Here is an 18,616-nt window from a genome sequence, read left to right as displayed (position 1 = left end):
CCACACCCCTGCAACTCGAAATCCTCGACCTGCTCGACGTCAATCCGCTGGAATGGTGCTGACGATCGCCGACCTGCGGAATACGGGCCTAGCCGGCCGCGGCATCCACCTGGCGATCGACGACTTCGGGACCGGTCACGCCAACCTGGCCGCGCTGTCCCACCTGCCCATCGCCACCGTCAAACTCGCGCGCGAGCTGGTCACCGGCCTCAACGACACCGGCAACTCCGCGGCCACCGCGGTCGTCCACCGCACCATCCAGCTCTGCCACGACCTCGACCTGACCGTCACCGCCGAGGGCATCGAGACCGGCACGCAACACGCCACCCTGAAGGCCCTCGGCTGCGACTACGGCCAGGGATTCCTGCTCGCCCGGCCGACCGGCGCGCCGGCCATCGCGGCCCTTCTGCACGCCGGCTCTGCGTCGCCGCCGGGAAGCGGGACGCGCCCGCGATCCTTGCCCGACCCACGTCACCGGATCTGACCAGCCCGGTCGGGGCGTGACGATGCGGTACACCGTGGGCCACCGCTGCCGAGGATCCAGCAGTGCCCGCCCTCGAGGAACCCGGCCAAGACCACACCACCTCCGCCGGGACCAGCTCTCCTGGAGACCGCCATCACCACCCTGGCGAGCACCCCGGTCCACTCGGAGCGCATGGATCAGCGGTTCCAGACGATCGCCAAGCTCACCACCGAGCGCGTGGCCGCGGCGAGATATGGGTCGGTGACCGCACACCGCGGCCGCGGTGATCCGCCGGCGATGAGGCCGAGCCGAGCGAGGGCCCGTTGCGAGGCCGCGGTCGAATCGGTATATCCGGGCAGCTGAGGGGTAGCCGAGGCTCAACACCATCTCGAGTCCGGAGGACATCTTGCCGCAAGACACCGTATCCCGATCTCTGCACGACGTCGGCCTGGCCGCTTGGTTCGGTGGCACCCTGGCCAACGCCGTCTCACTCAACCCCGCCGCCGCGGAAGCGGACACTGCCAACGGCACCGGCCGTGTGACCAACACCGGCTGGAACAAGTGGACCCCGGTCAACGCCGCCGCGATCGGCGCCCACCTGGCCGGCAGCGTCGGCGAGCTCATCGGTAACCGGTCCCGACTGGTCGCCCAGCGCGGCGCCGGCGCGACCGCGCTGGCCAAGACCGGTCTGACCGTGGCCGCCCTGGCGGCGACCGGATACAGCCGGCTGCTCGGCCGGAAGGTCGCCAAGGACAATTCGGTACCCGCGCTGGCCGGCACCGAGGCCGCCGCGAGCACCCCGGAGGATGTCGCCAAGGCGCAGAAGAAGCTCTCCGTGATGCAGTGGATCGTGCCCGCGCTGACCGGAGCGCTGATCGTCGTCAGCTCCCTGGCCGGCGAGCAGCAGCGGCCCACAGCGGTGAAGAAGGGCATTCTGGCCCGGTTCACCCGCTAACACGTGTAAACACGAGTCCACCGCGGTGTCTTCGAGGCGTACGACGACCTCGGGGCCGCGGCGGATGGAACGTCTTGATCTCAGGAACGAGGCCGGATGAGCGCCGAGGAGAACACTTACGTACGCGATCAGAACGCACGCGTCGATCCCCTGTTCACCATCGGCGCGGTGACGGTCGCCGGTTTGCGCGAGATCATCACCGACCTGCCCGACGACGCAGTCGTGGTCGTGGCCCGCCCGGACCGGGACGGTGCGGATTGCTCACCGCTGGCCGACGCGCAGCCATGCTGGTACCTCCCCCGTTCCGGTGAGCACCTCCCGATCGGACGCGACGGCGAAGGCAACGTCCACGAACCAGGCCCCGACGACCTGTATGCCGTCCTGCTCCAACCGGCCGCCTGACCCGCCGGTGCGCCGGCACCTGACGAAGAAGGCGTTCAACCCGCGGACCTCGCCAAACGCCGAGCCGGCCAACACCCGAGCCCCCTTTCGTTTAGCGCATCGACCGAAGGGCATGCGACGGCAAAGACCGGCGGTGCTGGTCCTCGACCGGGTCGGCGGGTTCCCGCAACTGCCCGTCAGCAGCGACGACGCCACCACCGGCGCCATCATCGCCCTGGTCCTCGCCCTGATCGCCGCGTTGATCGGGGCCATCCTCGGTGGTCTGGCCGGCATGCGGTTCCACCGCAAGGTCGACCGGGCCGGACTCGGCCGCTGAACGAGCTGCCGCCGATCGACCGTGCCCCCGCAGGTGATCAGGACCCGCCGGGGCGCGGCGTCGGCCCGGTAGAGGCCGGCGGGCGAAGCGCGTCGGCCGGCGTCCACCGAGCTTTCCGACGCGGCCGACCGCCTGTCCACCGCAGCGCCCGCCGTCGTCGATCTGGCCGACGATCAGGTCGTCACTGGGGTTCGGCGCCGGGCTTGTTGACGACGGCGCGTTCGAGGACCGCGGTCGTGGCGGTGAGCATGCCGGCCTTGCCGACCTTCGTGTCACGCACCAGGTAGGAACGTTCGCCCAGGTATTCGTACGACTGGGGGTCGAAGATCCACTCCGTACGCTCGCCCAGGGTGTCGGTCCGGCCGACCGCCACCCCGTGCCGGCCCGCCGCGTCGACGGAGTCCTTGACCAGCACCACGCCGGGGATCTCGGCGGCGGTGCGGTAGAGCGCCGCGGCCAGCGAGGGCGGCAGGATGCTCTCGCGCAGCGCCTCGCCGATGTAGTCGAAGGCGACGTCGTCCGGGTCGTCGCCCTGGCCCTTGGTCTCGGCGTAGATCTTGCGCAGCAGCGCGCCGGGTTCGGTCGGCATCTCCGCGTACGAGCTGTTGGTCCGCGCGCCCTCCAGGCCGAACGTCTCGCCGCGCTCGCGGATCAGGCCCTTGCTGCCCGCGGTGGCCGGCAGCCAGATCTCCCGGCTGTGCACCTTGTCGAGCTTCTGCGGGTCTTCGCCGGCGCTCTGCGAGCCGTCACTTTCGTCGAACGGTTCCGCGAAGACCAGCCACGCCACCTTGCTGCGGACGTACACGAACTGGCCCGAGCCGACCGAGGTGGCCGGGCGGGCGCCGGCGGCGAGCGCGAGCCGGTCGAACATCGCGCGGGCCTCCTTGGCGTTGCCGGGGTCGATGGCCACGATCGGGGCGGCCACGGTTTCCTCCGGGCCGCGGTCGGTCGGGCGGTTCACGGCGACGACGGTGATCAGCGCGATGGCCATCGTGGCGGCGGCGACCGGCACGGCGATCATCGGCCAGCGGCGCCGGGCCGGCTGCGGGCGTACCTCGGTGATGGTTTGCATGAACGCGTCCTTGAGCTCGCGATGGCGGTCGTCGGGCAGGTCGGGAACCTCCGGCGCCGGGAGCAGCTCGGGTCGGGGCGTGTCGTTCATCGGTTTCCCTCCTGAAGCGACCGGGCCGCGGGAGTGCGGCCACCTGGTTCCTGTCCGCGGCGCGGAGCGAGTTCCCGTTCCGTGAGGTCGCGTAGTCGCGTGCGGGCTCGCGACAACCGGGACCGAACAGTTCCGATGGGTACGCCCAGAGCTTCGGCCGCCTGCGCGTAGTCGAGCCCGGACCACACGCAGAGCGCGAACACCTCCCGTTCGGCCGGCTTCAGCCGCCGCAACGCCGCCACCGCGGCGGCCAGCCGCTCGGCGTCGCGCATCCGGTCGACCACCTCGTCGGCGAAGTCGGGCACGGTCTCACTGCGCATCCGATCCATCGCGGCACTGTGCCGGCGGCCGGCCCGGCGGGTGTTGCGCAGCACGTTGGTGGCGATGCCGAACAGCCACGGCAGCACGCTGTCGCCGTCCGGATGGACGGTCTCCCGGAGCCGCCAGGCCTCGAGGAACGTCAGCGAGACGACGTCTTCGGCGGTGCTCCAGGAGCCGGTCGTCCGCAGCGCGTGCCGATGGACGTCGCGGGCGTGGTCGTCGAAGACCTGCCCGAACGCCTCGGCGTCGCCGTCCCGGAGCCGTGCGCGGAGAATGCGATACACACCTGTTCCTGTCCGCTTGACGACGCGAGTTCCGGTGACGGCCATCACACCGTACGCTGGGCCCGGAGCTGATGACCTTGATCCTGGTTCTTCATCCGCGGGCGACCCGTGACCCGGTGGTGCAGGTGTGGATCGGCGTGTTCGGCGCCACCGTGCCGCTGGCTCTGCGATGGCAGCTGAACGGCGCCGACGCGACCCCCGTGCCCGTCCGGGCGCTGTCCGGCGCGCGGCCCTCGGCCGCCGGGCCGCGGGCGTTCACCGGCGTGTACGAGTTCCGCACCGGGATCACTCCCGACACCACCTACACCGTCCGGGTCAGCGACTCGGGCACCACCTTCTCCGACGTCCTGACCCTCCGCACGTTGCCGGCCGCGGTGCCGGCGGGCGGCGGGTTCGAGGCGTTCAACGTGCTGCTGGCGTCGTGCTTCTACCGACACGAGGACAAGCGGGGCTTCGCCGGCGACCTGGTCCGCGGCCTGCCGCCGGTCCACCGCCCCGACCTGACGCTGCTCATGGGCGATCAGGTGTATCTCGACCTGCCGGCGCTGCGGAACTTCCACACCGGTCAGGCCGAGCTGGCGGCGAAGTTCGAGGAGGACTACGTCGCGAACTGGGGCGGGCCGGGCGGCTACGCCGAGATCCTGCACTCGGCGCCGGCCGCGTCCATCCCGGACGATCACGAGTACTGGAACAACGCGCCGCACGGCAGCCCGACCGCCTTCCAGAGCCTGATCCCCGGCTTCCGGGACCACTGGTACACCGCGGCCAGGCAGATGTACGAGGCCTTCCAGCTCAGCACGCCCGGCGGGTATCGCCCGTTGCTGGAGCTCGACGTACCCCCGTTGTCGTTCTTCCTGATGGACAACCGCACGTTCCGCGACCGTGACCGCCGATCGACGCTGCCACCCGGCGGCCTGGCGCAGTTCGAGGCCTGGGCGCGGCGGGTCGGGGACGAGGGCCGCTTCGGGGTGGTCGTGACCGGCCAGTCGCTGCTGCAGGGCGCGGCCGGCTGGCTGAAGGGCACGTTCGGCGATCGCGGGCTGGCCGACTACGGCGACCATCCGGCCATCATGCGGACGATCACCGGCCTGGCCCGCCGCGGCCGTCCCGTCCTGTGCCTGACCGGGGACGTCCACTACGGCCGGGTCGTGCTCGCCGAGGAGATCGGCAACCCCGAGGCCAAGGTGTACGAGGTGATCTCGTCGCCGGTGTCCCTGGTGACGACGCCCGGGCTGGACCAGCTGGCGGCCGTGCGGCGGCAACGCGACGATCCCTGGTACCGGCACCGGGCCGCCGCCGCGCCCCCGGCGACCATCCAGGTCGACGGCGCGCCCAAGCTGGCTACGTCCACGATCTACCCGCGCGCGGGCGAGAAGGGCAACCACCTCACCCAGCTCGCCTTCCGGCAGTCCGGGTTCGGCCTGGAGCTGCTGATCACGTACTGGATGGCCGCCACCGACGGCGCTGCGTCCGTACGCCATGACCTTGATCCCATCCGCCTGTCACCCACCTTCTGAGGGGCCACCCGTGCTCAAGATCCTCAGCTCCACCGCCGCGGCCGAGTCGTCCAGCTTCGACCGCTCCCGCCGCCGCGACGGCGAGGACAACGTGCAGTGGCTGGTCCGCAACGGGCTGAACCGCGAGGACGGGACGCTGGTCCTGCTGATCGGCAGCCGCGGCCACCTCCCGTTCCGCCTGCGCGTGGCCCAGTCCCACCTGAGGCACGACCTGACCCCGAGCTACTGGTCCCACGTGGCGCTGCTGGGCCCGGTCGGCGACGATCCGGCGAGCACCACGCTGTACGAGATCTCGTTCGAGCCGCCGGCCGGCTTCGCGGTCCCCACGACCACCAACGGTCTCCAGCGGGGCCGCCTCGGCACGTACGAGGACGCGGTACACCATCCCAACATCGCCCTGCTGCGGCTGCCGGTCGCCGCCGAGGTGTGGCAGGCGCCGACCACCGCCGGGCAGATCTCGGTGCTGGAGCGCTACCAGAAGCAGCGCTCGGTGCTGGACGCGACCGAGCTGCTGCTGGAGTGGCTGGCGTTCCTCTGGGGCGTCGGGCACGCGGGCAACCCGCTGCTGGACGGCCGCGGCATCCCGTCGGCGGCGATGATCGAGTCGCTGCTGAACGCCGCCGGCTACGACCTGACGCCGTCGCTGGAGAGCCGGGCCAGCTGTCCCGAGGCGGTCTGGCAGGCCGCCAAGTGGTGGCACCCGTACTACGGCGACCGCAACGCCGCCCCGATCGAGGGCTTCTGGCACACCGGGCACAAGATCGAGCTCTGACCCATATTTCTTACCGACTAGTTGGTAACTAGCAGGCTCTTACCGACTAGTTGGTAACTAACAGGCCGACCGAGCAGGCGCGGCTCCTCCGCCGACGTTGTTACCGACCAGTCAGTCGGAATCGGCCGGGCCGAGCAGGCGCAGCTCCTCGATGTCCATCGCCGCCTGCAGGTCGCGCAGCACGATGTCGTCGATCTTGTTCAGGTCCCGCATCCGGGTGACGGCCCGGCGCTTGTTGTCCAGGACGGCCAGCCGCAGCCGGTGCTCGAGCTCCTCGTACCGCTGGGCCGCCGGGTCGGTGTCGGCCCGGGCCATCTCGAGGTGGTCCTCGTAGTCGGCGCGGACCCGGTCGACCATGTCGTCCGGCGCTCCGAGCGACCGGGCGACCTCCGGCAGCACGTCGAGCGCGGCCTGTCCGGCGGCCAGCCGGGCCTCGCGCGTCTCGTCGGCCCGGGTCTCGTCGCCGTTCAGGCCGGCCCAGCGGATCACCAGCGGCAGGGTCAGGCCTTCCAGCAGGATCGTCAGCACGATCACCACCACGGTGGTGAAGACGATCAGATCACGTTCGGCGTACGCGGTGCCGTCGGCCAGCGTGACCGGTACGGCCAGCGCCGCGGCCAGGGAGACGGCGCCGCGGAAACCGGTCCAGCCACTCGCGGTACGGACCTTCCAGTTGACCCGGCGGGCGCGCTGCACGGCACGACGGTCGACGGTGCGCACGATCACCGTGGACACGTGCACCCAGGCCAGCCGGGTCAGGATGACCACCGCGGTGGCCGCCAGCGCGATGCCGACGGCGGGGCCGAACGACCGTCCCGAGATGCCCCTGACGGCCTCCGGGATCTGCATCCCGACCAGCACGAACAGGCTGCCGTTGAGCATGAAGGTGGCCAGGTTCCAGAACGCGAAGGCCTGCACCCTCGACCGGGCCCGGATCACCCGCGGTCCGGCGTACGCGAGCATCAGCCCGGAGACGACGACGGCGACGACCCCGCTGGCGTGGCCGACCTCAGCCAGCAGGAAGGCGAGGAACGGCGTGAGGATGCTCAGGCCGCCCTCGACCAGCGGGTCGTCGAGATGCCGGCGGGCCAGCACGACCAGGCCGCCGGCCAGCGCCCCGGAGAGGATGCCGCCCGCCGACGACCAGAGCAGCTGGGCCGACAGCTCGACCGGGCCGGGAATCTCCCCCGCGACCAGCGCCCCCACCGCCACCGCGAACAGCACCAGCGCCGTACCGTCGTTGATCAGGCTCTCCGCCCGCAGCGTGGTCAGCGTGCGGCGCGGCATCCGCTTGGCGAGGCCGGCCATCGCGGCGGCGTCGGTCGGCGCCAGCACGGCGCCCAGGATCCAGGCCGCGGAGGCCGCCACCCCGAGGGCCTGCAGCGAGTACGACACCGTCACCATCGTGACGACGACCAGGACCACCGCGGACAGGATGATGACGCGCAGGTTGGCCCGGATCTCGCGCAGGCTGGTGTTGAGGCTCTCCCAGTAGAGGATGGCCGGCAGGAAGAGCAGCAGGACGACCTCGGACGGCAGCCGCACCTCGGCCAGGGCGGGAATCAGCGCCAGCAGGCAGCCGAACGTGATCAGCAGAATCGGCGGCGCGACACTGAACCGGCGGCCGATGACCGTGCCCACCAGCACGACGGCAGCGAGCACGACGATCAGCAGCAGAGATTCCACCGGCTCATTCTGCCTGTCCCCGCCGGCCGCAGGCTCGCTGGTCAGGACGCCGACCGGCGCGGCGCTCAGCTCGGGGACAGTTCCCCGACGATGGCGAGCAGGGCGTCGCGATCCGGGTCGGCGACGTCCCTCAGGGCGGCGAGCGCACAGGCGGAGGGTGGCAGGTCGCGCAGCGGGATGGCGACCACGTCGGGGTGCTGGAAGTGCTTGGCGAAGGGCGCCACCGTCGGGTGCACGAGGCGGCCCCGCGCGAGCAGGTAGAGCAGCTCGGCGTTGTCGTCGACCGGCGCGTCGACGAACCGGATCGGCCGCCCGGACGGTGTCCTGGCCGGGCAGGTGGCCTCGGCCTGCTCCGCGGTGAGTCCGTAGGGGCGCCGGACGTCGTGGCCGGCCAGGTCCTCGACGGACAGATCGGCGCGGCCGGCGAGCGGATGGCTCCGGCCGAGCATCACCACCCGTTGGTCGGCGGCGGTCAGCACCGGGCCGACGACGATGTCCGGCTGGTCGAGGGGCAGGCGGGTCACGACGAGGTCGACCTCGCGTCGGCGTAGCGGCCCGAGGCGGTCGTCGAACGGCGTCGTGCTCAGCCGTACCGTGGCACCGGCGTACCTGGCCTCGAACCGCTCGACGGCCCGGCTCAGGATGCTCACCCCGGAGGCGGCGTTCAGCAGCCCCACGCGAACCACACCCGGCCCGCGGGCCCGGAACGCGGCTGTCCGCAGCACCCGGTCGAGGCCGGCGACCGCGGGGGCGAGCTCGGCGCGCAGCGTACGCCCGGCTTCGGTCAGCTCGACCACGCGGCTGGTGCGGCGGAACAGCGGCTGATCGCCCAGCTTCCGCTCGATGGCGCGCACGGTCTGGCTGACGCGCGAGGTGGTGAGGCCGAGGCGGTCGGCCGCGCGGCCGAAGTGCAGTTCCTCGGCGAGTACGAGGAACAGCCGCAGCTCACGCAGTTCCAGGTCGGGCATCGTTGAGCGATGCTACACGTTCCGCGTACCAGATCGTCGTTGATCCTGGCCGGGCGCCACGCGAGGGTTGAGTCATGGATCTGCTCACCCTGGGCGTGCTCACGCCGCACGCCACGCCCGGTCCGGAGGTCGAGATGCCGGCCATGGCGCCGGGGCGGATCCGGGTCGAGGTCTCGAGGATCCGGAACGCCGGTGGCCTGCGCGCACAGGCGGGGGCGGCGGTCCTCGACGAGGCGGCCGCGGCGCTGCCGGCCGGCGTGGACGTGCTCGCCTTGGCGTCGACGAGCACGGGGTACGCCCTGGGCCACGACGAGGAGGGCACGCTCGTGAAGCGGCTCCGGGACCGGTGGGGCGTGCCGGCGTACTCCGCTTCCCGGTCCGCGGTGTCGGCGCTGCGGTCCCGGCACGTCAAGCGGGTCGGCCTCGTCCACCCGCCGTGGTTCGGGCCCTCGCTCAACGAGCTCGGCGCCGAGTACTTCCGCGGCCAGGGCTTCGAGGTTGTCGAGGCCTGGCTGGCGGCGGATCTGCCCGACGATCCGCGCTGGATCGAACCGGCCATGGTGGTCGAGTGGGTCGCGCGGCACCTCGGCCACCGCGCCGAGGCGGTCTTCATCGGCGGGAACGGCTTCCGAGCCGCTCGCGCCATCCACGACCTGGAGCGCCGGACCGGCCGCCTCGTCCTGGCGGCCAACCAGGTCCTGCTGTGGTCCGTCCTCGGGAACGCCGGAGCACCGGTAGCCGTCCGGGGGTGCGGGACGTTGTTCGACCACCGCCGACCCGGCGGAACCACGACGAAGGAGAGGTAGGAGGCACCATGGGCAAGGTAGTGGCGCAAGCGATCATGTCCCTCGACGGGTATGTCGCCAAGCCGGACAACACCATCGGCCGGTTGTTCGACTGGCTGCAGAACGGCGAGATCGCGAGCCCGACCCCGGCCGGCGACTTCGACGTCCACCTGACGCCGCCGAGTTCGGACCACTGGCAGCGGTGGGTGTCCTCACTCGGCGCGCTGGTCTGCGGCCGGACGCTGTTCGACGTGACGGACGGCTGGCAGGGCCGGCACACCCTGGACGTCCCCGTCGTCGTGGTGACGCACCGCGTCCCGTCGGACTGGGTCGAAGCCCACCCCGAGGCGCCCTTCACCTTCGTGACCGACGGTGTCGCCGCCGCGGTCGCCCAGGCCCAGGCGCTCGCCGGTGACCGCGACGTCACGGTCACCGGTGGCACCATCGCCCGGCAATGCCTCGAGCTGGGGCTGCTGGACGAGGTGGCCGTCGATCTCGTCCCGGTCGTGATGGGCGAGGGCAACCGCCCCTTCTTCGGCAAGCTCTCCGCCGAGGACGTCCTGCTCGGCAACCCCACCGTCTGCGTCCAGGGCGACCGGGTCACGCACCTGGTGTTCCCGGTGGTGCGGTGACCGCGAGGCCAGACGCAGGAGCTGCCGGCGAGCTCCATCTTGTAGGGACCCTGGATGTCAGATGCGTTCCGGACACCCGGTCCACGGCCCTTCGCCGGCGTCGTCCGGAAGCGAGCGGCGCCGGCGGCGACGGCGCGTCACCGGGGAACGAGGCGGAGGAGGAACACCTCGGCCGAGCGGGCCGGCGGGTAGTTGCCGTACTTCCCGTCGAAGAGGGCGAGAACGTCGGTCGGCCCGGGGGTGTGCTCCTGGTCGAGCCGGATCAGGTCGAAGTCGTGAGCCTCCCGGCCGGACCGGCGGGGCGGCCAGACGGCGAGCGCGCCGAAGGGCGCCGATCCGGCCGGCTGGTCGTCGCGGGCGTGCAGGACCCGCTCGGCCAGCCGGTTGGCCAGGTTGCCGGTGCCGTCGACGTAGACCTCGTCCTCGGTGCCGACGTACGGCAGGAACACCGTGTCCAGGCGTTCGCTGCCCTGCATCAGGGTCACGGCGAGCAGCCAGTACCGGTCCAGGGAACGGACGTGCTCCTGGTGGTCCCAGAGTTCGTCGAAGCGCCGGTCCACGAACTGGCCCCACGGGCTGGCCATGTCGACCTCGAGCTGCGGCACGTCGAAGGACACCTTGCCGATCGGGAAGAACGAGATGAGGGCCCGATGGTCCCACTGGTAGAGCTGGATCGACGGGGACGCGTCGTACACGCAGACCTTGAGCCGGGACTTCACCTCGGGGCTGTCGAGCTGGTCGCGGAACAGGTACAGCTGACGCAGGTTGTCCATGATCTGCGCGGCGACGTCGATCTGCCGGCGTACCAGTTCCTCGGCCCGTTGCTGGGCGGCGGCCGAGCTCGGGTCGAGGAGCAGCACCCGGATGGTCGCGCCCTGGTCGAGGGCCTTGCGCATGGCGCTGAATGTCCGCGTGCGGGTGCGGTCTTCAAGCAGGAGGGTCCAGGTGTCCAGGATCCGGATGTTGCGGTGGGTCTCGCGCATCCGGTCGACGAACGCGGCCTGATCGAAACGGTCGTGCTCCTGGACCCGGGCCTTACGGGCCTCGTCGAAGATCGGGTCGAAGATCAGGTACGACACCGCGGCCAGGACCAGGCTGGAACCGAGGTTGAGCAGCAGGTCGGAGGTGAATCCCCGGGTCGACCCGGCCGCGATCAGCAGGCCGGCCGAGGCCAGGAACAGGATCCCGCCGATGATCAGGGTGCGGGTTCGCCACCGTGGAACGCGACCGAGACGCCACCGAGACAATTGCGTACCCCCCAGTAATCATGATCACCGATTTCGGTGAGCTCACGCAAGCGCCGGATCAACTCGGGCGTCCTAGGTCCTCAGTGGTCGCGGGGGCGGTGCCAGCGGAGCGGGCCGGGGTGCAGGGTCCACCAGAGGCGGCGCCACCAGGAGCGGTTCTGTCTCAGGGCTTCGGCGTAGGCGGTGACCTGGTCGGCGGCCCGTCTCGCCTGGGTCTCGTCGGCCATGCCGGGGGCGAACTCGGTGGTGTTGATGCCGTCGACCAGGCCGTCCAGGGCCGGGAGATCCGGGGTGGCCGGCGGCGGCGTTGATCTTCGCAGCATCGGCCGAGGGACGTCGGCCGCGTGGGCCGCGGCCTCGGTGGCGGCCAGGTGATGGGGTACGGGTTTCCCGGCCAGCCGCAGCGCGTCGGTGAACTCCAGCCAGGCGCCGGCGATGCGGTCGTCGGGCGGGCCGTCGCTCAGCCGCCGCCGCCTCAGCGACCGCCGCATCGTCACGATGGTCAGGGCGGCCGCGGCCAGCAGCAGGAACGCCGAGCCGGACGCGCCGGTGGCCACGATGAGGGTGGTCGGGCCGCCGCCAGGGCGCGCGGCGAGCATGGTGGGCCCGGCGGACTGGCTGGCGGCGTCGCTGGGCGGGGGCGCCTCGGACGGCGGGGGCGGGGGCTTGGTCGGCTTGGGGGTGAAGTCCTCCTCGACCGGACGCGGGTCCTTCGACTTGGGCATCGGGTCGAAGGCGACCCAGCCCAGGTCGTCGAAGAGGATCTCGGGCCAGGCCAGGGCGTTGGCCGCGGTCACCTGGCCGGTGGCCGGCACGTCGAAGCCGACCACGACGCGGCTGGGCAGGCCGGTCAGGCGGGCCAGCAGGGCGTACGAGGCGGCGAACTGCTCGGAGGTGCCGACCTGGCCGCCACGGTTGCGGGGGCCGAACAGGAAGTACTCGAGGTTGGGATAGGCGTGGCCGCTGGGCGCGTCGTTGACCTTGCGGTAGTGCTCGGCCAGGAACTCCTCGATGGCGGTGGCCCGGTCGAAGGCGGCGCCGTTGCCCTCCTGGAGCTGGTCGGCCAGGCGCTGGATCGGTTCGGGGACGTTGGCGCCGATGGCCAGGTAGCGGGCCACCGCGTCGCCGGTGGGCGAGTCGGCCTCGGGCAGCAGGTTGAGGTCGGGGGTGGGACGTTCGGACACCACTTCGTACCGCACTCCGGGGCGCAGCTCCTCGGGGCGGATCAGCGTGCCGGTCGCGGGGTCGAACGCCACCCGGGCGCCCGACACCTCGCTGGGGGTGGGCACCACCGGGAGCAGGCGACCGGTCAGGCCGTCGATCGTGATGTCCTGCTTGACCTCGTCGACGGTGGTGCCGGGCGGCGGCGGTTGCGGTGGGAGGACCCGGCCGGCGTTGCGGTAGGTGGCCCCGACGCGCCAGGTGGCGCCGTCGTAGTCGGAGAGCACGGCGAGGCGCAGGCGTTGCTTGGGAACAGTGGTCCGCACGGACAGGAGGCGCTCGGTGGGCGTCAGCGCCCAGCCCGAGATCCGGTTGAGCGGGCTCTCGTCCAGCGAGTCCACCTGGGGTGGTGAGACGTATCGGCGCGGGTCGACCGGGGTCGCGCTCACTCGACCCGCGACCCACGGGCCGGCCAGCGCCACCAGGGCGACCACCACCGTCAGCCCGGCGGCCGCGCCGGCAAGCGCTCGCCCCCGCATGATCGCGCGTGTGGGAACGGGCACGTCTGCTGTGCCCGTACCCTCAAGGGGTTGAGAACTTGTCAACGCGGCCGCGACCAGCCCCGCGAAGGCGACCGACGACCAGCCCGCGGCCGACGCGTTGGGGCCGACGACGTAGAGCGCGCCCGCGTAGAGCGCCGCCGCCGGGACGCAGCCGAGCAGGACGCGGCCGGCGCGCACGGCGATCTCGGCGCCGGCCAGACCGGCGAGCCAGGCCGCGACGATGGGTACGACCACCGTGTCCGGCGTCGGCTCGACCGGGATCATGGCCGTGAGCAGGCGCGGGATGCCGTTGACGAGCGAGTCGCGGACGATCGCGGCGAGCGGGTCGGTGAGCGCGGCCCGGTCGGCGGCGACGTTCAGCGCGAACAGCGTGTAACCGGCGAGCAGGAGTACGGACGCCGGCGCGGCGGTCCACGACGGCAGCCGGCGCACCGCCACCGAGGCCGCGACCGAGCCGAGCGCCGCGCCCGCGACCAGCCTGACCAGCAGGTCGTCGGCGTAGATCCGGCCCAGGACCAGCCCGGACAGCGCGATCAGGAGCACGAGCACGATGGGTACGACCGCAGCGCGCAGCCACCTCACCATCCGCGGACCCCGTCCCAGGCGGCGGCGAACTCGATCCCGTCCTCGGCCTCGATCACGATCATGCCGTTACCGGCGGTGACCGGCGCGGCGTCGCGGTCGCCGAACAGGCCGGCGATGACGACCGGGTAGGGGCCGCGCAGGGCCCCCACCTCGCCGAGGTCGCCGCGGCCGCCGGGGCCGGTGAGGAAGACCAGGGTGTCGCCGAGACGCTGCGTCCTGAGGTGCCTTACCTTCGGGGTCAGCTCCCCCGTGCCGAGGGCCACCTCGGTGAGGACGTCCAGGTAGGGGCCGGTCCGGTCGGCGCTGACCAGGTGCAGGCCGATCGGCAGGTCTTCACGCACGGCGGCGGCGATGATCGACGCGGCCGCCTCACACGCCGTCTCGAACGTCTCCGGGTCGGGGTGCGCCTGCTTGCGGTCGTCGAGCAGCACCACGATGGTCGGCTCGCTGGTGTCGAGCTGCTCCCGCACCATCAGCTCGCCGACCTTGGCCGAGCTGCGCCAATGCACCCGCCGCAGCTCGTCGCCGACCACGTACTCGCGCAGCGAGTCGAACGTGATCGTGCCGTGCGGCACCTTGTCGATGCGGCCGTCGAGGCTGCGCGCCATGCCGGCCGGCACCGCCCGCAGCAGGTGGATACGCGGGTGCACCCACACCGTGGTGGTCCCGCCGTAGCCGCGCGACAGCTCGATCAGCCCGAGCGGATCCGAGCGCCGCACCAGCAGCGGGCCGATCGGGACGACACCGCGCCGTTCCGTGGGGACGGGGTAGGTCTCGGTGGTGTCCTTGCCGGGCCGTAGCCGCAGCAGCGGGACCGGCACCTCCCGACGGCCGCACCGGTCGACCGCGACCAGGCTCGCGGCCCGGAACCGGCTGGCGTTGTGCACGGTCAGCCGCATGGTGGCGGGGTCGCCGCGGGCCACCCGGTCGGGGTCGGCGAGCCGGTCGACCTTGAGCGTCGGGCGCCACAGCGCGAACACCACCGCGGTGCCGGCCGCCAGCACCGCGGCCACCCCGAGGACGGCCAGGTCGGGGTAGCCGAACTGGAAACCGATGGTGAGCAGCGCTATCGCGGCGACGGCCACGCCGTAGCCGCGGGCGGTGACGCCCCTCATACGCGCTGGTTGTCGGGCAGCGGCACCGGCACCTGCCGGATCGCGTCGGCCAGCACCTCCGTCGCCGTGACGCCACGCAGCTGGGCGTCCGGCGAGAGCAGCACGCGGTGCGCGAAGACCGGCTCGACCAGCGTCTTGAAGTCTTCCGGCAGCACGTAGCCCCGGCCGTTGATCAGGGCGAACGCGGAGGCGGCGCGGGTCAGCGCGATCACGCCGCGGGGGCTGACGCCGACGCGGACCTGCGGGTGGTTGCGGGTGGCGGCGGCCAGGCGGACCGCGTACGTGTAAAGGGGGTCGGCGATGTGCACCCGCAGCGCCATCCGCACCATCTCGCCGACGGTGGCCGTGTCGGTGACCGGCTCCAGGGTGTCGGGCGAGCGCAGGGCCGCCCCGCGCAGCACCTCGACCTCGACGTCCTCGTCCGGGTAGCCGACCGACAGCTTGACCAGGAACCGGTCGAGCTGGGCCTCGGGCAGCCGGTAGGTGCCGTCCATCTCGACCGGGTTCTGGGTGGCGACCACCAGGAACGGCTGCGGCACCGGGTGAGGCACGCCGTCGACGGTGACCCGGCGCTCCTCCATCACCTCGAGCAGCGACGACTGGGTCTTGGGTGAGGCCCGGTTGATCTCGTCGGCGATGACGATGTTGGCGAACACCGGCCCCGGGTGGAACTCGAAGCCGCGGCTGGCCTGGTTGAAGATCGTCACGCCGGACACGTCGGAGGGCAGCAGGTCGGGGGTGAACTGGATGCGCCGCCACTGCCCGCGGACGCTGGCCGCCAGCGCCCGCGCGAGGGTGGTCTTCCCGACGCCGGGCACGTCCTCGAGCAGCACGTGTCCCTGGGCGAACAGCGCGGTCAGGGCAAGCCGGACGACGTCCGGCTTGCCCAGCACGACCGTGCCGATGCGTTCGGCGAGCTGCGCGGCGACCTGGGCGAAGCCCTGGATGTGCTGGGGCGGCAACGGTTGTTCCGGGTGCATGTGTTCCGCCTAGCAGGTGGGCAGGTTGTTGATGTTGTCGCCGCCGTCGAGGTTGAGCCACGCCCACGGGATGTAGTTGTTACTGCCAGAGCTGATCTTGACCCACCACGTGCTGCGCTTGTTCTTGTTGTAGATGTACGCGAAGACCTCTTCGCCGGACTTCTTGCAGTACGCCTGGAGCCGGGTCCCCGGCCGGGCCCAACCGGTCTTGTTGTTGTCGTCCTGCCTGGTGACCGAGAAGGTCTCGTTGCCGTTCCGGCCGTCGACGTCCTTGTCGCAGTAGGTCGCGGTGTCGCCGTCCTCGCCGTTCTTGCAGGTGGCGACGCCGTAGATGTTCGCCGTGACAATCTTCTTGTCCTTGGTCGCGGTCCCCGCCTTGTTCGTGGCGGAGACCGTGAAGGTGTAGGTGGTGCTCGGCTTCAGGCCGGTGATCCTGAGGCTGGAGCAGCTGCCGTCGGCCGTGCCACCCTTGTCGGTCTTCGCCTTGCAGGTCGCTGTGCCACCGCCCGCGTTGACGCTGAACGTGACGGTGCCCGAGTTGAACGTCGACGACGCGCCGGTGATCGTGACCTGCGGCATCGCCACGGTCCTGGCGGTGGCCGAGCCCGGGGCGCTCTCCCCTGCCTCGTTGACCGCGCGCACCTCGACCCGGACGGTCTCACCGTCGCCGAAGCCGGTCATGGTGACCGCGTTGCCGTCGGCGACGTCGACCGAGCGGCCGCCCGCCGTCACCACGTACTTGGTGATCGGCCGCCCGTTCTCGGCCGCGGGCGTCCAGGTGGCCCGGATCGCGCCCTTCTGGTCGCCGACCGTGGTGGCCTCCACGTTCTCCGGCGCCTCGGGCTTGGCGTAGGGCACCACGCTGTTGCTCACCGGCGACGCCTTGGACCCGGCGCCGCGCTCGTTGACGGCCACGACGGTGAACGCGTACTGCTTGCCGTACTCGAGCTCACCGGCCTTGACCGTCAGCTCGGCCGAGCTCGACTCGCCGACCGGCGCGCTGCCGCCCTCGGAGATCGCGGTCACCGCGTACCGCTCGATCTCGAGACCCTGCCCGTTGGCCGCGGGCCAGCTCACGGCGACCGTGCCGTCCGGCTTGGCCACCGCCGTGGCCGCGGTCGGCGCGTCCGGGACCTCGGAGGTCGGCCGCACCGCGTTGCTGGTCTTGGACGGCCCGTCGCCCTTCTTGTTGACCGCGTGCACCTCGAACCGGTACGTCTCGCCGTTGGTCAGCCCCGTCACGTTCAGCGAGCGCTGGTCGGCGCCCACCTGGAACGTCCGGTCGGCGCCGGTGACCAGGTAGCGGGTGATCGGCGCGCCGTTCGGGTTGGCCGACTGCCAGGTCACCCGGGCCTCGGCGTTGCCCGCCGCGGCCCGCACGTTGCGCGGCGCGCCCGGCTTGCTGACCTCGGGCTTCTTCGGCTTCGGGGGCGGCGGCGGGGTGTCCGGCGTGGGCGGCGCGTCGCCACCGAGCACGTCGTCGGCGTACTTGTCGACGATCCGCACCTGGTGGGCGTTGTCGACCACCCGCGCCGTCGACGCGCCCGGAGCGTTGATGAACAGGTAGTTCTCGCGCACCTCGAGCTCGAGCGGCCCGCCCGGGTTCGGCACCTGGATGCTCTTCTGCTCGCGGCCCTGCCCGTCGAACACGTGCACCGTGCCGGTGTCCTCCTCGGCGACGTAGAAGAAGCCCTCCCACGCCACCGCCGGTTGCAGCTCAGGCCCGTCGCCCGGCACCTGGAAGCTCGGCCCCATCTTGTCGCCCTTGACGACGTAGACCTGCCGCGCGTCCGGCACCGTCACCGGGATCGAAAGCCCCCAGGTCTGCGGGGCCACGGTTCCCGGTCCGGCGAGAGGCAGCTGCGCCACGAGCTTCTGATCCCCGCGTACGGAGGTGAGCGCGTTGGTCGTGCGGTTCAGCACCGCGACACCGTCGTCGAGCGTCGAGATGGCCAGGTCATGGCTGGCCGGGGCGACCGAGGTGGTGGCCACCTGGACCGGCCCCGCGGTGGCGGCCTGGCCCCCTTGGTCGGTTCCCTGGGACGCGATCGGGGCGGCCGTGATCGCCGAGACGGTGCCCTGGCTGGGGACGCCGATCCACAGCCGGCCCTTGCCGTCGAACACGCCACCGGTGATGCCCGGCGGGTAGTTCAGCGGCTGCCCGATCGGGGTCAGGTAGCGCGGGTCGATCTGCCGCACCACGCCGCGCACGGCGTCGACCACGAACGCGGCGTCCTCGTGCAGCGCCACGCTCACGCCCAGCCCCGAGTTGGTCGGCGTGGTCGCGAACATCTTCAGCGAGGTCAGGTCCATCGAGCTGATCACGCCGGTGCTGACGTCGCGGTAGATCACGAAGCGGTCGTTCTGCGAGATCTGCATCGTGTGGTTACGAGCCACGGGCACATCGACGCGGGTGTCCACCTTGGCGGTCACCCCGTTGACCCGGGCGACCTCGCCCTTGCCCTTGGACCACACCCAGGAGGCGGCGTCAAAGCTCGCGACGGCCTGATCCGCCGCGCCGAGCCCGAGCACGGTCAGCCCCAGCCCCGTCACGAGAGTTAGGACTGTACCGATCGTGACGAGACCACCACGCGTACGCCATGGGGCCTTCGATGTGCTCACGGCCTGCGGTTCCTCCCCGTTGAGCCAGCAGAACGCGGGCCATCATAAGACGTTCGATCCCTTCGGGACACCCGGCGAGT

Annotated in this window: 17 protein-coding genes; 8 read left to right on the top strand and 9 right to left on the bottom strand. The window is 71.8% G+C overall.

Annotation, left to right across the window (positions count from 1 at the left end; genetic code table 11):
• The first annotated feature begins 52 nt into the window (after positions 1–52).
• The 4 genes from AB0M54_RS44750 (at position 53) to AB0M54_RS44735 (ending at position 2,136) form a co-directional block, all read left to right on the top strand.
• On the top strand, positions 53–484 hold the full coding sequence (locus tag AB0M54_RS44750; RefSeq protein ID WP_364478831.1) for an EAL domain-containing protein: 432 nt from the start codon (positions 53–55) through the stop codon (positions 482–484).
• A gap of 385 nt (positions 485–869) precedes the next feature.
• Positions 870–1,418 (top strand): hypothetical protein, encoded by a 549-nt coding sequence (locus tag AB0M54_RS44745; protein WP_364478829.1) that lies wholly within the window; start codon positions 870–872, stop codon positions 1,416–1,418.
• A 96-nt stretch (positions 1,419–1,514) separates the two neighbouring features.
• Entirely contained in the window at positions 1,515–1,820 is a 306-nt protein-coding gene (locus AB0M54_RS44740; protein WP_364318006.1) for a hypothetical protein, read from the top strand.
• A gap of 112 nt (positions 1,821–1,932) precedes the next feature.
• A complete protein-coding gene (locus AB0M54_RS44735) occupies positions 1,933–2,136 on the top strand; it encodes a hypothetical protein (protein ID WP_364478826.1) in 204 nt (67 codons plus the stop codon).
• A 181-nt stretch (positions 2,137–2,317) separates the two neighbouring features.
• On the opposite strand, the gene AB0M54_RS44730 is transcribed toward AB0M54_RS44735, so the two are convergent.
• Entirely contained in the window at positions 2,318–3,298 is a 981-nt protein-coding gene (locus AB0M54_RS44730) for a CU044_5270 family protein (RefSeq protein ID WP_364478823.1), read from the bottom strand.
• Positions 3,295–3,903 (bottom strand): RNA polymerase sigma factor, encoded by a 609-nt coding sequence (locus tag AB0M54_RS44725; RefSeq protein WP_364318009.1) that lies wholly within the window; start codon positions 3,901–3,903, stop codon positions 3,295–3,297. Before AB0M54_RS44725 ends, AB0M54_RS44730 begins: the two co-directional genes overlap by 4 nt.
• A 71-nt stretch (positions 3,904–3,974) precedes the next feature.
• Between AB0M54_RS44725 and AB0M54_RS44720 the strand changes: the two genes are divergently transcribed.
• Both AB0M54_RS44720 and AB0M54_RS44715 read left to right on the top strand, forming a co-directional pair.
• The gene (locus AB0M54_RS44720; protein ID WP_364478820.1) at positions 3,975–5,420 is read left to right on the top strand and encodes a metallophosphoesterase family protein; all 1,446 of its coding nucleotides are present in this window, start codon (positions 3,975–3,977) and stop codon (positions 5,418–5,420) included.
• Positions 5,421–5,430: 10 nt separating this feature from the next.
• Complete coding sequence (locus AB0M54_RS44715; RefSeq protein ID WP_364478817.1) at positions 5,431–6,192, top strand: hypothetical protein; 762 nt, start codon at positions 5,431–5,433, stop codon at positions 6,190–6,192.
• A 111-nt stretch (positions 6,193–6,303) separates the two neighbouring features.
• Here the strand turns inward: AB0M54_RS44715 and AB0M54_RS44710 are convergent, their stop codons facing one another.
• Both AB0M54_RS44710 and AB0M54_RS44705 read right to left on the bottom strand, forming a co-directional pair.
• Positions 6,304–7,878 carry a Na+/H+ antiporter gene (locus AB0M54_RS44710; RefSeq protein ID WP_364478814.1) on the bottom strand — a complete coding sequence of 525 codons (1,575 nt, stop codon included), beginning with the start codon at positions 7,876–7,878 and terminating at the stop codon, positions 6,304–6,306.
• 65 nt (positions 7,879–7,943) lie between these two features.
• On the bottom strand, positions 7,944–8,846 hold the full coding sequence (locus AB0M54_RS44705) for a LysR family transcriptional regulator (protein WP_364478811.1): 903 nt from the start codon (positions 8,844–8,846) through the stop codon (positions 7,944–7,946).
• A 74-nt stretch (positions 8,847–8,920) separates the two neighbouring features.
• Between AB0M54_RS44705 and AB0M54_RS44700 the strand changes: the two genes are divergently transcribed.
• Positions 8,921–9,652 carry a hypothetical protein gene (locus AB0M54_RS44700; protein ID WP_364478809.1) on the top strand — a complete coding sequence of 244 codons (732 nt, stop codon included), beginning with the start codon at positions 8,921–8,923 and terminating at the stop codon, positions 9,650–9,652.
• Positions 9,653–9,660: 8 nt separating this feature from the next.
• Positions 9,661–10,263, top strand: coding sequence for a dihydrofolate reductase family protein (locus AB0M54_RS44695; protein ID WP_364478806.1), 603 nt, complete (start codon positions 9,661–9,663; stop codon positions 10,261–10,263).
• Positions 10,264–10,400: 137 nt separating this feature from the next.
• On the opposite strand, the gene AB0M54_RS44690 is transcribed toward AB0M54_RS44695, so the two are convergent.
• The 5 genes from AB0M54_RS44690 to AB0M54_RS44670 all read right to left on the bottom strand — a co-directional run bounded on the left by AB0M54_RS44690 (position 10,401) and on the right by AB0M54_RS44670 (position 18,536).
• Positions 10,401–11,510: a hypothetical protein gene (locus tag AB0M54_RS44690; protein WP_364478803.1), complete on the bottom strand. Its 1,110-nt coding sequence runs from the start codon at positions 11,508–11,510 to the stop codon at positions 10,401–10,403.
• Between the two features lie 80 nt (positions 11,511–11,590).
• Positions 11,591–13,819: a transglutaminaseTgpA domain-containing protein gene (locus AB0M54_RS44685; protein WP_364478800.1), complete on the bottom strand. Its 2,229-nt coding sequence runs from the start codon at positions 13,817–13,819 to the stop codon at positions 11,591–11,593.
• The gene (locus tag AB0M54_RS44680; protein ID WP_364478797.1) at positions 13,813–14,934 is read right to left on the bottom strand and encodes a DUF58 domain-containing protein; all 1,122 of its coding nucleotides are present in this window, start codon (positions 14,932–14,934) and stop codon (positions 13,813–13,815) included. The genes AB0M54_RS44685 and AB0M54_RS44680 overlap by 7 nt, the downstream gene beginning before the upstream one ends.
• Complete coding sequence (locus AB0M54_RS44675; protein ID WP_364478794.1) at positions 14,931–15,914, bottom strand: MoxR family ATPase; 984 nt, start codon at positions 15,912–15,914, stop codon at positions 14,931–14,933. The genes AB0M54_RS44680 and AB0M54_RS44675 overlap by 4 nt, the downstream gene beginning before the upstream one ends.
• A gap of 9 nt (positions 15,915–15,923) precedes the next feature.
• Positions 15,924–18,536: a fibronectin type III domain-containing protein gene (locus AB0M54_RS44670; protein ID WP_364478791.1), complete on the bottom strand. Its 2,613-nt coding sequence runs from the start codon at positions 18,534–18,536 to the stop codon at positions 15,924–15,926.
• Positions 18,537–18,616: the final 80 nt, after the last annotated feature.

It is taken from the genome of Actinoplanes sp. NPDC051470 (assembly GCF_040682035.1).
Lineage (GTDB): Bacteria > Actinomycetota > Actinomycetes > Mycobacteriales > Micromonosporaceae > Actinoplanes.
The sequence above is the reverse complement of the archived record's forward strand: the minus strand, read 5'-3'. Positions and strand labels throughout refer to the sequence as shown.